We start from the raw sequence: 13,521 nt of genomic DNA, 5'->3' as shown, positions 1-13,521 counted from the left end.
CGTTTGCATTCAGGCCCTGCGCGGCTCGGGCAGCAGCAGCGCCAGCGCGCCGGCAGCGGGCAGGAAGGCGCAGACATCGTAGACGAAGCCGATGCTTGTTGCGTCCGCCAGCACGCCGAGGGCTGCCGCCCCGATGCCGCCCAGCCCGAAGGCGAGGCCGAAGAACAGGCCCGAGACCATCCCCACCCGGCCCGGCATCAACTCCTGCGCATAGACCACGATGGCCGAGAAGGCCGAAGAGATGATCAGCCCGATCGGCACGCTCAGCGCCACCGTGCCCGAGAGCCCCACATGCGGCAGGGCCAGCGCGAAGGGCAGCGTGCCGAGGATGGAGCCCCAGATCACCGGCTTGCGGCCGATCCGGTCGCCCAGCGGCCCGCCGATCAGCGTGCCCGCCGCCACCGAGGCGAGGAACAGGAACAGCCAGAGCTGGGCTTCGGCCTCGGGCACCGCGAACTCCTGCATCAGGTAGAACACGTAGTAGCTGGTGAAGCTGGCGAGGTAGAACCATTTCGACAGGATGAGGCAGAAGAGCACCCCGAGCGCGCCCAGCACCTGCCGCCGGGGCAGCGTGGCGGCCGGCAGGGCCCGGCCCCGCGCCGGGCGCGCCGCGTGGCCCTGGCGGCGATACCATTGCCCCAGTGCCGTGAGCACCAGCATGCCCCCCAGCCCCGCGAGCGCGAACCACCCCAGGCTCGCCTGCCCCGCCGGCAGCACGATGAAGGCCACCAGCAGCGGCCCGAGCGAGGAGCCCAGATTCCCCCCCACCTGGAACACCGATTGCGCCAGCCCGTGCGCCCCGCCCGAGGCCAGCCTTGCGAGGCGCGAGGCCTCGGGGTGGAAGATCGACGAGCCCACCCCCAGCAGCGCCGCCGCCGCCAGCAGCATCGCGTAGCTGCCGGCCACCGACAGCAGCAGAAGCCCCGCCGCCGAGGCCCCCATCCCCACCGGCAGCGAGAAGGGTTGCGGCCGCCGGTCGGTGTAGAGCCCCACCAGCGGCTGCAGCAGCGAGGCGGTGACCTGGTAGGTGAGGGTGAGCGCGCCGATCTGCGAGAAGCTCAGGTCGAAGCCGCTCCGGAACACCGGGTAGGCGGCGACGAACAGCGACTGCAGCATGTCGTTGAGCATGTGGCAGAAGCTCGCCGCCCCCAGCACCGGGAAGACCGTGGGCGCCGGGGCTGCGCGCCCGGCCGTGACATCGCTCATGCGGGGACCTTTCCTGTGCGGTGGCGGCCCGGCGGGCGCGCCCATCTCCGGGCTTATCGCCCGGTAGACGGCGGCCCGCCACCCGGCTAGGGTCAGACACCTACGAGAGCGGGCCATGCAGGACGAGAGCGGACATCCCGATATCCCCGAGGTCGCGCGGCCGGTGATCGCGCGCGGCAGCGACTACCCCGACGGCCATGTCATCGCGCCGCACAGCCACCGGCGCGGGCAGTTGCTCAGCGGCTCCACGGGGGTGGTGAGCGTGACCACCGCCTCCGGTGCCTGGATGATGCCGCCGCAGCGCGGGCTGTGGATCCCGCCGGGCACCGAGCACTCGGTGCGCATGCTGGGCGCGGTGAGGATGCGCAGCATCTACGTGGCGCCGGAGCTGCTCTCCGACATGCCGGGCGCCTGCGAGGTGGTGGAGATCCCCGCGCTGATGCGCAGCCTGCTGGCCGAAGCGGTGACCCTGCCGCGCGCCTATGACGAGGCCGGCCGGGCGGGCGCGCTGATGACGCTGATCCTGCACGAGCTGCGCCGCCTGCCGCCCCTGCCCCTCGCCCTGCCGCTGCCGCGCGGCGAGGGCCTGGCCCGACGCTGCCGCGCCTTCCTGCGCAGCCCCGGAACCCACGAGACCATCGACGACTGGGCCGCCGCCCTCGGCATGAGCCGCCGCAGCTTCACCCGGGCGTTCCGTCGCGAGACGGGCCTGAGCTTCGTCGCCTGGCGCAGCCGGGCCTGCGTGATGGCGGCCTTGCCACGCCTCGCCGCCGGTGAGGCGGTGACGAGCATCGCCCTCGACATGGGCTACGAGAATCCGGCCGCCTTCACCACGATGTTCCGCCGCGTCCTCGGCGCCTCGCCTCGCGCCTGGCTGGCGGAGACGCAATAGGCCGGACGGCGGGAGCGTCCCTGCCCCCGGCCTTCCCGAACGGCAACCGGCCCTCCCCCCGGCGCAAGCCACGCGCGTGCCGGGCGCCATTCTCCCCCAAAGCCCCGGTTCACGGCCCGACCATGGTCGACATCGCCGTCTCGCCCTGCCTGAGGCGCGGCCCGGACCGGTCGACCGGCGGAAGCGGAAGGCCGCGCGTCTCGCGTCACATCCGCCCCCGGGCCCGCGGCCCGCATCGCCCCCGGCGCCGCCAGGGCGGAGGCCCGCACGGGCCTTCGCCACGCCCGCCGGGCTGCGGGGGCGAAAGCCCCCTCGGCACGGCGGGCGTCCCCCCGGTCGGGTCCGAGGCGGAACGGTGACGCCGCCGCGCGCCGGCGGCCCTCGCGGCCCGCATCCGCCGGGCCAGGGCCTAGCCGCGCCGCGCGGCCCAGAGCCCGGCGGCCAGCGCCTCGGCGGCCGGCAGGTCGGCGGCCTTGCCGGCGGTGTAGAGCGCGAGCGCCGCGGTGCCCAGCACCACCGCCTCGGCAAAGGGATCCTCGGCGCGGCCGTGCCAGAGATCGGTCACCCGGGCGAGATCGGGCGCGTCCTCGTCACCCGCGAGCCGCCGCGCCGGCAGGTCGGCGAAGGGCGGCACCGTGAGGTCGATGGTCTCGCCACCGCGCAGGCCGTAGACCTCCACCGGCTTGCCGGGATGGCGCTCCACCTCGCCGCCGCCGCCCTTGATCACGATCATCGTCTCCTGGCCCAGCAGCCGGGCCGCGTCGCGCTGCAGGTCGCGGTAGGGCGGGTGGAAGACGCCCTGCACGGAGGCGGGCGCGCCCGCCGGGTTGAGCCCGCGCAGGCAGGTGTTCACCGGCGAGCGCAGCCCGAAGACATCGCGCAAATCGACGAGCTGCAGGAAGCGCCGCTCCAGGCTCTTCAGCGGCACGTAGGCGATGCCCTGCGCCTCCAGCGCCGCCCGCGCGGCGGCGGGGTCATGCACCACCGGCAGGCCGAGCGCGCCGATCACGTGGCCGGGGGCCACGGGGTTGGTGAGATGATGGCTGTTGTAGCCGTGCAGCAGCACCTTCACGCCCGCGCGCGACACCAGCAGCGCCGAGAGCACGAACCAGGCCATGCCGCGGCTGCGACCGGAGGCGTAGGACGGCCAGTCGAGGTCCACCGGCAGGCCCGCCCAGGCTGCCACCCGCTCGCGCATCGCGCCGATGAAGCCGGCCACCTCCTCGGCGTTCTCGGTGCGGTAGCGCATCAGCATCAGCATTGCCCCCACCGCCTCGGGGGCCACGGAGCCCTCGAGAATGCGGGCCATGGCCTCCTGTGCCTCCTCGCGGGTGAGGTGGCGCGAGCGGCCGGGGCCGCGGCCGAGATGGCGGACGAAATGCGAGAAGGGGAGCGCGTCGGTCATCGGGGGAGCTCCTTCCGGGAAAGGTCGGGCACATGGGTGAGCAGCGGCATCAGCCGGTCCATCTCCGGGCCGCGGTCACGCCCGGTGAGCAGCCGGCGCAGCGGCAGGAACAGCGCCCGGCCCTTGCGCCCGCTCGCGGCCTTCGCGGCGGCGGTCCAGGCCGGCCAGCTCTCCGCCGTCCAGGGGCGGGGGGGAAGCAGCGCGAGCGCCTCGGCGGCAAACTCCGCGTCCTCCTCCGCCACCACCGGCGCGGCCCCCTCGCGGCAGAGCTGCCACCAGCCGGCGAGCTCGTCGAACCGCTCGAGATTGCCCCGCACCGCCTCCCAGAGCGCGCGGCCCTCCGCCTCCGGCACCCCGAGGGCGGCGGCGCGCTCCGCCACCGCCTCCCAGGGCAGCGCGTGCAGCACCTTGGCGGTGAGCGGGCCGAGATCGTCCGCGTCGAAGCCCGTGGGGGCCGCGCCGAAGCGGCTGAGGTCGAACCCCTCCACCAGCTCCGCGAGGGAGGTCCGCGGCTCCACCGGGTCGGCCGAGCCGAGCCGGGCGATGAGCGAGAGCAGCGCGAGCGGCTCCACCCCCGCCGCGGCGAGGTCCTTCAGCGCCAGCGCCCCCTCGCGCTTCGACAGCCCCGCGCCCCCGGGCCCGGTGAGCAGCGAGTGATGCGCGAAGCGCGGGCGCGGTGCGCCGAGCGCCTCGAAGATCTGCAGCTGCGTGGCGGTGTTGGTGATGTGGTCGGCGCCGCGCACGATGTCGCTCACGCCCATGTCGGCGTCGTCGACCACCGAGGCGAGGGTATAGAGCATCAGCCCGTCGCCGCGGATCAGCACCGGGTCGGAGACGGACCCCGCGTCGATGGACTGGGCGCCAAGAATGCCGTCCTCCCAGCCGATGCGGGTGAGATCGAGCAGGAAGCGCCAGTGGCCGGGCCCGCGCTCGGCGCGCAGGGCGTCGCGCTCGGCCCCGGTGAGCGCGAGGGCCGCGCGGTCATACACCGGGGGGCGGCCCATGTTGAGCTGCTTGCGGCGGCGGATGTCGAGCTCGACCGGTGTCTCGAAACACTCGTAGAGCCGGCCCTCCGCGCTCAGCCGCTCGGCCGCGGCGCGGTAGAGCTCAAGCCGCTCCGACTGGCGCTCCTCCCGGTCCCACGTGAGGCCCAGCCACTCGAGGTCGCGGCGGATCTGGTCGGCATACTCGGGGCGCGAGCGCTCGGTGTCGGTGTCGTCGAGCCGCAGGATGAAGCGGCCGCCGGCCTTGCGCGCCAGCGCCCATGAGAACAGGGCCGCGCGCAGGTTGCCCACGTGCAGGTATCCGGTGGGCGAGGGCGCGAAGCGCGTGGTGATCATGGGGCCTCCGGGCGCTGGGGTGTCTCTCGCCCCCCTCTTACACCGGGCCGCGCCGGGCTTTAAGCCCTTCCGGGGCCCCGGGGCAGCACGCTCCACTGGAGCCCCCCGGGCGGCACGCTCCACTGGGGCCCACGGGGCGGCACGCCCCTCTGGAGCCTGCCGCGGCGCTGGCCTACTCTCGCGCCATGACAGAACCCGACTCTCCCGACGGCCCGCTCGCCCCCGATCTCGCGATGATGGAGGAGATGATGCACGCCGCCTTCGCCAGCCTGCCGCCGGAGGTGCGCGGGGCCTGTGCCGATCTCGCGCTCAGGGTGGAGGATTTCCCCGCCGAGGACATCGTGGAGGAGATGGAGCTGGAAAGCGCCTGGGACCTCACCGGCCTCTACCAGGGCGTGCCGCTCACCGAGAAATCCACCTGGGACGCGCCGATGGCGCCCGACACCGTGTGGCTGTTCCGCCGGCCGATTCTCGATGAATGGATCGAGCGGGGCGACGTGGGGCTCGCCGCCCTCGTCACCCATGTGCTGGTGCACGAGATCGCCCACCACCTGGGCTGGAGCGACGACGACATCCGCCGGGTGGACGACTGGACCCTCTGAGCCCTCAGTTCGAGGGCCCGGCCGGCGGCTCCGTCGCTTCGGGCGCGTCCTCGGTCTCGGGCGCGGCGGGAGCGTTCCCGGCGTCCCCCTGGGTGCCGATCTGCCCGTCCACCCAGTAGCCGTCGTATTCCTCGCCCGAGGCATAGGTCATCTGCCCGCGCCCCTGGCGCTGCCCCTTGCGGAACATGCCGGTGTAGACATCGCCGTTGGGATAGGTCGCCACGCCCTGCCCGTCGATCTCGCCGGCCTTCCATTCCCCCACGTACCTGAAGCCGTCTTCCATGGTGATGGTGCCCTGGCCCTCGCGCTGGCCGTTCACGAAATCGCCCTCGTAGACCGTGCCGTCGGCATAGGTGGTCACGCCCTCGCCATGGCGCAGGCCGTTCTTCCACTCGCCCTCGTAGGTGTAGCCGTCGCCGTAGGTCATCCGGCCCCGGCCCTCGTATTTCGCGTTGGCGAACTCGCCCTCGTAGACCATGCCGTTCTCGTAGCGCGCAACACCCTGGCCCTCGATCACGCCGTTCACCCAATCGCCCTCGTAGGAGGAGCCGTCGGAATAGGTGATCTTGCCCTGGCCGTTGGGCTGGTCGTTGGCGAAGGTGCCCTCGTGCACCGCGCCATCGGCGTAATGGATGGTGCCCTGGCCCTCCATCCGGCCCTCGACCCATTCGCCCTCGTAGCGATAGCCGTCCGCGGCGGTGAACACGCCCTGCCCCGAATTCTGGTCGTTGTGGAAACCGCCCTCGTAGACATCGCCGTTCGCGAAGATGGTCTTGCCCTGGCCCTCGCGGCGGCCGTTCACGAATTCGCCCTCGTAGCGGTCGCCGTTGGCCTGCACCAGCGTGCCGGTGCCGTTGATCTGGCCGCCCTTCCAAGCGCCGGTGTAGGTGAGCCCGTCGGGCATGGTGATGCTGCCCTGCCCCTCGCGCACCCCGTTGGCGATGTCGCCCTCGTAGACCGCGCCATCGGCATAGGTGATCTTGCCGGTGCCGTCCTTGGTGCCCTTCACCCAGGTGCCCTCGTAGCGGTAGCCGTTGGGCGAGGTCATGATGCCGAAGCCGTCATGCACCGCGGCCTTGAACTCGCCCTCGTAGCGCACGCCGTTGGCGTATTCCGCGACACCCTTGCCCTCGATCACGCCGTCGACCCAGTCACCCTCGTACCAGCCGCCGTCGGCATAGGTGATCTTGCCGTGGCCGTCCGGGCCGCCGTTCCTGAAATGCCCCTCGTAGACCGAGCCGTTGGGATATGTCGCCACCCCCTCGCCCTCGATGCGCCCGTCCACCCATTCGCCGGTGTACTCGAAGCCGCCGGGGCGCTTGTAGGTGCCGTGGCCGTGCTGCTTGCCGTCCCTGAACTCGCCCTCGTAGATGTCGCCGGTGTCGTATTGTTTGGTCTGGACGGTGGAGTCCGACTGCGCGACCACCCCGCTGCCCACGAGCACGAGAAGCAGGCCGGAGGCCAGGATCAGGGTCGGTCTACTCAGCGTCACGATATTCCTCCACCGGAGCCGGCACGGGGAAGTTCCGGGCGCGCCGGCACCCCATACACTTTCGCTCCCGGTCGCCCGGTGCAGCGCCGGGTTGCCTGCGCGAAGTCTAAAGACCCGCCCCTGCGGTGACAACTCTGGTTTTGAACGAGGTTAAGCGTCACCTCTGGTTTTGCCCGGACCAAGGCGATATAGCGCAACGGTCCGAAAGTGAGGGGGAATTGCGAATGTCCGAACGCTTCAGGCTGACTCTCGCGCAGCTCAACCCGGTGGTGGGAGACCTGGCCGGGAACGCCGAGCAGGCCCTCGCGGCGCACCGCGCCGGGCGCGAGGCCGGGGCCGATCTCGTGATGCTGCCGGAAATGTTCCTCACCGGCTACCAGATCCAGGACCTGGTGCTGAAGCCCGCCTTCATCGCCGACGTGATGGACGCGCTCGCGGCACTCGCCGCACAGGTGTCCGACGGCCCGGCGCTCGGCATCGGCGCCCCGGTGATGGAAGGCGCCGACCTGCACAATGCCTACCACATCCTGCAGGGCGGCAAGGTGACGGCGCAGATCCTCAAGCACGACCTGCCCAACAACGAGGTGTTCGACGAGAAGCGCCTCTACACCAGCGGCGAGATCAGCGGCCCGGTGCGCATCGGCCCGATCCGCGTCGGCATCCCGATCTGCGAGGACGCCTGGCACCCGGAAGTGGCCGAGACCCTGGTCGAGACCGGCGCCGAGATCCTGGTGGTGCCCAACGGCTCGCCCTATTTCCGCGGCAAGTGGGACGTGCGGCTCACCCACATGGTCTCGCGCGTGGTCGAGACCGGGCTGCCGCTGGTCTATCTCAACATGGTGGGGGGGCAGGACGACCAGATCTTCGACGGGGGCAGCTTCGCGCTCAACCCCGGCGGCAAGCTCGCCGCGCTGATGCCGGTCTTCGATACGGCCATCGCGCATCTCGACTTCGAGAAGGGCCCGCAGGGCTGGGCCTGCCTGCCCGCCGAGCGCGCCGCCCATCCCGACACCTGGGAGCAGGACTACCGCGCCATCGTGGAAGGCACGCGGGACTACCTGCGCAAGTCGGGCTTCTCGAAAGTGGTGCTGGGCCTGTCGGGGGGAGTGGATTCGGCGCTGGTCGCCGCCATCGCCGCCGATGCGATCGGGGCGGAAAACGTGCATTGCGTGATGCTGCCCTCGCGGCACACCTCGCCCGAGTCGCTCGAGGATGCCGAGGGCGTCGCCCGCGCGCTCGGCTGCCGGCTCGACACCGTGCCGATCGACCCCGCCCGCGCCGCGGTCGAGGCCACGCTGGCGCCGCTCTTCGAGGGGCTCGCGCCCGACATCACCGAGGAGAACATCCAGTCGCGCCTGCGCGGGCTGATGCTGATGGCGCTCTCGAACAAGTTCGGCGAGATGCTGCTCACCACGGGCAACAAGTCCGAGGTGGCGGTGGGCTATGCCACGATCTACGGCGACATGGCCGGCGGCTACAACCCGATCAAGGATCTCTACAAGACCCGCGTCTTCGAGACCTGCCGCTGGCGCAACGCCAACCACCGGCCCTGGATGCTCGGCCCCGGGGGCGAGGTCATCCCGCCGCGGGTGATCACCAAGCCGCCCTCCGCCGAGCTGCGCGACGACCAGAAGGACGAGGATTCGCTCCCCCCCTACGAGATGCTCGACGCCATCCTCGACGGGCTCATCGAGCGCGACCTCGCGGTCGGCGACCTCGTGGCCGAGGGCTTCGAGCGCGAGACGGTCGAGAAGGTCGAGCGCCTGCTCTACCTCTCCGAATACAAGCGCTTCCAGGCCGCCCCCGGCGCCAAGGTCAGCCCCAAGGCCTTCTGGCTCGACCGCCGCTACCCCATCGTGATGCGCTGGCGCGACCGGCGCTGACCCGCCGCGCCGCCCGGCCTTCCCGGGCGGCGCGGCGGGCCTCACACCTGCCGCGGCGGGCGCAGCTGCCACAGGTGCACCGCCAGCCGCACCGCGCCGCCGGTAAAGCTGCCGCCCGCGGCGGTGAGGGTGAGCGCGGTGTCGTTGTAATAGGCCTGCGGGCTGCCGGTGAGCCCGGCCGCGTAGGAATTCTGCGCCACGCCCAGCGACGAGCCGTAGCGATCCGCCGAGCCCGCGACCCCGAGCGACCACGAGGTCGCCCCGCCCGTGAGCGCCGAGGTCACCCGCGCCGAGACCCCGAGCACCACCGAGCCCGCCGGGATCGCCCCCGCCGCGGTCGAGACGGCACCGGCCGCCACCGCGTGGTCGATCTCGATCACCCGGCCCAGCGTCGCCGCCCCACCGCTCCCGAAGGCCACCGCATCGGCCACCCAGTCGGCCCCGTCGAAGGTCAGCATCGCGCCGCTGTCGAGGTCATGGGTCCGCCAGCCGGGGCGCGGGGCGGCAAAGTCCCAGCCGCCGTTGATGCGAAAGGCGATGCTGCCCGCCTGCCCCGCCCAGGCGCCGGTGGGCGCCGCGCCCACCACATGGGCGTCGCCCTCCGCCGGCGCGGCCGGCGGCGCGGCGAGATCGGCCGAGAGCACCTGCGGCCAGACCAGCGCGTCGAGCCGCGCCAGCGCCTCGTTCACCGTGACATGCTTCTGTGCCTGCCCCGCGGCAATCAGCGGCAGGGCCATTCTCCGGGTTTCACTCATCGAATTCCATCCTCAGGCTGGGTCCGGGGCCGTAGCTGGCCGAGATTTGCGCCACTTCGATCGCGAAGGGCGCCGAGAGGCCGTCCGCGGCCTGTTCGGCCGCGGTGTAGAGCAGGAAGGGCGTGGCGGTCTCCACCTCGCGCAGCACCGCGCCGCCACCGCCGAGCACGCGCACGAGATAGGCCTCGCGCTCCTCGGCCAGCGGCACGTCGCCCCGTGTCCAGGCATCGCCGTCGCGCCGGGTGCGGCGCACCCAGCGGATGTCGATATCGCCATCCGCCTGCCGCCGCGCCGCGCCATGCACCGGCGCCCAGGGCCGCAGGCCCACGCCCTCGAAGGCCGCCACCACATGGGTGTATGTCGCGTCGTCATAGCCCCGCGCCGTCGGCCCGATGCGGTAGTGCCGCTCGATGCCCCGCATCGAGGCGGGCAGGTCGACCTGCGCGCAGCCGGGCCCCATCAGCACGAAATCCGTGCCCGGGGCCAGGTCGGTGCCGGCGAGGAATTCGGTCCCCGCCTGCCCGCGCAGCAGGCCCGAGAGCGCCCAGGTGTCCGCGTCCACCAGGTCGGCCTGGCGAAACTGCACGATCTCCCAGTCCTCCGCGCCCGGTGCGCGCAGCGCGGCCACGTTGGCGCCGTTGAGCACGTCGATGGTGCTGCGCGCCTCCAGCGCCCCGCCCGCCACCTTCACCCGCACCGCCGGCCCCCGGCTCCACAGCCAGGGCTGCGCGGCGGGGATCACGTCCAGCGTCTCGCCCACCACGGCCGAGCTGCGCAGCACGGTGTCGAGCTCGTAGCCATCGTCCTGCGCGGCGTCGTACACCGCCACCGGCCCGGGCCAGGGCTCGGCCGCGGCAGCCACCCAGGGCGCATGCGCCACCTCGTCGCCGCGCAGCAGCGGCAGGTCGAGGAAGGTCGACCACACCGGCCCCACCTGCGGCAGTTTCTCGATCGTGTAGCTGCGCCCCGCGCCCGAATGCGCCCCGTAGACCGAGGCATCCACCCGCAGCGCGTCCACCCGCCGCATGCCGATATCCTCGATCCGGTCCACCCGGTACCGCGCGATGCCCTGCCCCGCGGCAATGCTCACCACGTCGCCCGGCTCCACGTCGATGCGCGAGGCCGGCAGCGCGAAGCGCGCCGTGTCCCGCGCCACACGCGCCTCGGACAGCCAGCGGTCGGCGATCGCCTGCCCCTGCGCGGCCGAAAGCGTGACCGGCAGCTCGCTGCGGTCCGCCCGGGTGCCCGTGCGGCCGGCCGGATGCACCGCTTCCACGGTCGATACCTGGTATGAATTCCCGGTGTCGGGAAAGCTCACCTGCACCGCCTCCGGCATCTCCGCCGACGGCCCGCGCACCAGTTCCGGGCCGAAGTCTCCGTCGCCCTTCTCCACCGCGAACGCGCCGGACTCCAGCACATGATCCACCTCGCCCTCGCGCATGCGGAACACCAGCGTGCCGTCGCGCTCGAACGCGTCGAACCCGCAGGCCAGCATCAGCGGCTGCAGCGCCTGGCGCGTGCTCTGCGTGGCCTCGAGCGCGAAGCCGTCCACCACGCCGTAGAGGCCGGAGACATCGATCTCCTCCAGCCCCGCATAGAGGCACAGCTCCGCCACCAGCTCGGCAAGCCCGGCCGAGCCCATCCGCCCGGAAATCCAGTGGCCCAGCTCGTAGTTCGGCCCGTCCGCCCAGACATCGGTGCGCGCCGGAAAATCCGGCCAGGGCCGGGCGTCCCAGGCCCAGATATAGGCATTCGCGAGGTCGATCATCGGCCCGCCGTAGACGCCCGACACCGGGTTGTTCCCCGCATCGCCCCAGTAGCCCAGCACCGCCTGCAGGTAGCGCAGCTGGATGAAGTCGTCCCGCGCGCCGTGCGAATAGTAGGGCAGCGCGCTCTCCGACGACTTGGGGTCGACGAACACGTTCGGCTGGTTCGTGCCCCGGTCCACCGCCGGGCAGCCGTATTCGGTAAACCAGACCGGCTTGCTCTGCGGCACCCAGGCGGTCTGGTTCGCCGCCCGCACACCGCCCGCGCGGTTGTGGTGCGGCTGGCCCCACCAGTTCGCCAGGTCCTTGTAGCGAAACACCCAGTGCTCGCCGTAGGCCGTGTCGATGATCGGCGTGCGCACCTGCGCGTCCCGCGCCGCGGCATCGGCGTAATACCAGTCATAGCCCTCGCCGCCGGCCACGTTGCCGCGCAGGTAGTCGAGGTCGTAGATCGAGCGCGCCACCTGCGCGTCGAGATGCGCATCGCCGTCGCGCCAGTCCGACAGCGGCATGTAGTTGTCGATGCCCACGAAATCGATCGCCGGATGCGCCCAGAGCGGGTCGAGGTGGAAATACACGTCGCCCGAACCGTCATCCGGCCGGTGCCCGGAATACTCCGACCAGTCGGCCGCGTAGCTGATCTTCACGTCGGGCCCCAGGATCTCGCGCACATCGGCCGCGAGCGCGCGCAGCGCCACCACGGCGGGATAGCTGCCCTGCCCGTCGCGGATCCAGGTGAGGCTGCGCATCTCCGAGCCGATGAGGAAGGCGTCCACGCCCCCCGCCGCCTTGCACAGATGCGCATAGTGCAGGATGAAGCGCCGGAAGCTCCACTCCGCCGGGCCGGTATAGCCCACCGTCTCGCCGGAGGTGGTGAAATCCTCCGGCGCCGCCGTCCCGAAGAACTCCGCCACCTCCGCCGCCGCCGCGGCCGTCATGTCGGGCGAGCCGGGCCGCCCGGGCGCCACCGACAGCGTGATGCGCCCGCGCCAGGGAAAGGGCGGCTGGCCATTGGTGCCGCTCCAGGGGTCGGGGCGGCTGTTGTCCTCGGTCACGTCCATCAGGATGAACGGATAGAAGGTCACCCGCCGCCCCTGCGCCCGCAGCCTCTTGATGGCGCGGACGACGGACTGGTCGGTGGGCGTGCCGCCGAAATTCGGGCGGCCGTCCTTCTGGCTCACCACCCGGGCGGCACTGCGGCTCTGGCCGGAAACGCTCCAGGGCATCTCCGGGCTGTCGAAGTCGCGCTGCTCCACGCTGGGGCGGATGACACAGCTCGCGCAGCGCAGGTCGGTGCCGAACCAGGAGACGATCAGCGACACCCCGTCACAGGCCGGCAGCTCCGCCGAAAGCTGCGCCGTGGAGGCCTCGATATCGGTCTCGCCGGTGGTGTTGTTGACATTGGCCACCTTCCGGTTCGCCCGGCCGTAGGAATAACTCACCGGGTCCGGCGCCAGCGAATACTCGCCGGTGCCCGGCGTCATCGCCACGCCGCGCACCGCCTGCCCGGGGTCGATGGCCCCGTCGACGAGATACTGCGCCGGCACCTCCGGTCGGCGGAAGACCTCCACATTGAACTGCGGTATCCGGTTGCCGAATTCGCCCACGCCGAGGTTCTCGAACACGAGATAGGCGGTGCCGCGATAGGCCGGCGCGTTCTGAGCGCCCTCCACCGCCTCGATGAGCGGGTCCGGCTGCTGGTCCTGCCCGCCGCGGTAGAGGCGGTACTGCGCCTGCTCCAGCGCGAAGGGCTTGCCATCGGCCCACACCCGGCCGATGCGCAGGATCTCGCCCTCGCAGAGCCCGATGGCGATGCTCACCGAGTAGGAATACTCGCGCACCTCCGGCTGGCTGGGCGCCACGCCCTTGCCGCCGCCGCCCCGGGTGGAGACGCTCTCGAGAAACCGCGTCGACCAGATGAGCTGCCCGGCCACCCGCGCCCGCCCCGCCATGCGGGTCACGGGCGCGCCCTCGCGCGCGCCCTGCAGCCGCAGGCTGCCCAGCCGGCCGGTCTCGACGGGGTCCGACCCCTCGCCCAGCAGCTTCTGGTCGAGCACGGCGCCCACCGTGGCGCCCACGGCCCGGCCCAGGACCGCGCCGCCCAGCCCGAAGGCCGTACCCGCGAACGAGCCGCCGACCGCGGCACCGGCCGCAGAGAGGAGCAGAGTTGCCATGAAACG

9 protein-coding genes are annotated in these 13,521 nt (G+C 72.2%); 3 read left to right on the top strand and 6 right to left on the bottom strand.

All coding sequences use genetic code 11. From position 1 onward, the window contains the following. Nucleotides 1-9 precede the first annotated feature (9 nt). Nucleotides 10-1,206 carry an MFS transporter gene (locus tag D3P35_RS11675; RefSeq protein ID WP_118134898.1) on the bottom strand — a complete coding sequence of 399 codons (1,197 nt, stop codon included), beginning with the start codon at nt 1,204-1,206 and terminating at the stop codon, nt 10-12. A 115-nt stretch (nt 1,207-1,321) separates the two neighbouring features. Here D3P35_RS11675 and D3P35_RS11670 point away from each other — a divergent pair, with 115 nt between their 5' ends. After that, on the top strand, nt 1,322-2,098 hold the full coding sequence (locus D3P35_RS11670; protein ID WP_118134897.1) for a helix-turn-helix domain-containing protein: 777 nt from the start codon (nt 1,322-1,324) through the stop codon (nt 2,096-2,098). A 409-nt stretch (nt 2,099-2,507) separates the two neighbouring features. Here the strand turns inward: D3P35_RS11670 and D3P35_RS11665 are convergent, their stop codons facing one another. Continuing rightward, complete coding sequence (locus D3P35_RS11665; protein WP_118134896.1) at nt 2,508-3,503, bottom strand: glycosyl transferase family protein; 996 nt, start codon at nt 3,501-3,503, stop codon at nt 2,508-2,510. Then, the gene (gltX, locus tag D3P35_RS11660; protein WP_118134895.1) at nt 3,500-4,843 is read right to left on the bottom strand and encodes a glutamate--tRNA ligase; all 1,344 of its coding nucleotides are present in this window, start codon (nt 4,841-4,843) and stop codon (nt 3,500-3,502) included. The genes D3P35_RS11665 and gltX overlap by 4 nt, the downstream gene beginning before the upstream one ends. A 185-nt stretch (nt 4,844-5,028) precedes the next feature. On the opposite strand from gltX, the gene D3P35_RS11655 reads away from it, so the two are divergent. Beyond that, nucleotides 5,029-5,445, top strand: coding sequence for a metallopeptidase family protein (locus D3P35_RS11655; RefSeq protein ID WP_118134894.1), 417 nt, complete (start codon nt 5,029-5,031; stop codon nt 5,443-5,445). A gap of 4 nt (nt 5,446-5,449) precedes the next feature. Here D3P35_RS11655 and D3P35_RS11650 read toward each other — a convergent pair whose 3' ends face one another. Continuing rightward, complete coding sequence (locus D3P35_RS11650) at nt 5,450-6,940, bottom strand: MORN repeat-containing protein (protein WP_370031058.1); 1,491 nt, start codon at nt 6,938-6,940, stop codon at nt 5,450-5,452. A 221-nt stretch (nt 6,941-7,161) separates the two neighbouring features. Between D3P35_RS11650 and D3P35_RS11645 the strand changes: the two genes are divergently transcribed. Continuing rightward, a complete protein-coding gene (locus D3P35_RS11645) occupies nt 7,162-8,820 on the top strand; it encodes an NAD+ synthase (RefSeq protein ID WP_118134893.1) in 1,659 nt (552 codons plus the stop codon). Nucleotides 8,821-8,861: 41 nt separating this feature from the next. On the opposite strand, the gene D3P35_RS11640 is transcribed toward D3P35_RS11645, so the two are convergent. Beyond that, nucleotides 8,862-9,575: a DUF2793 domain-containing protein gene (locus D3P35_RS11640; RefSeq protein ID WP_118134892.1), complete on the bottom strand. Its 714-nt coding sequence runs from the start codon at nt 9,573-9,575 to the stop codon at nt 8,862-8,864. Continuing rightward, nucleotides 9,568-13,515, bottom strand: a complete 3,948-nt coding sequence (locus D3P35_RS11635; RefSeq protein ID WP_118134891.1) for a glycoside hydrolase/phage tail family protein — start codon at nt 13,513-13,515, stop codon at nt 9,568-9,570. Before D3P35_RS11635 ends, D3P35_RS11640 begins: the two co-directional genes overlap by 8 nt. Between the last annotated feature and the right edge of the window lie 6 nt (nt 13,516-13,521).

It is taken from the genome of Oceanicella sp. SM1341 (genome assembly GCF_003448965.1).
Lineage (GTDB): Bacteria > Pseudomonadota > Alphaproteobacteria > Rhodobacterales > Rhodobacteraceae > Paroceanicella.
The sequence above is the reverse complement of the archived record's forward strand: the minus strand, read 5'-3'. Positions and strand labels throughout refer to the sequence as shown.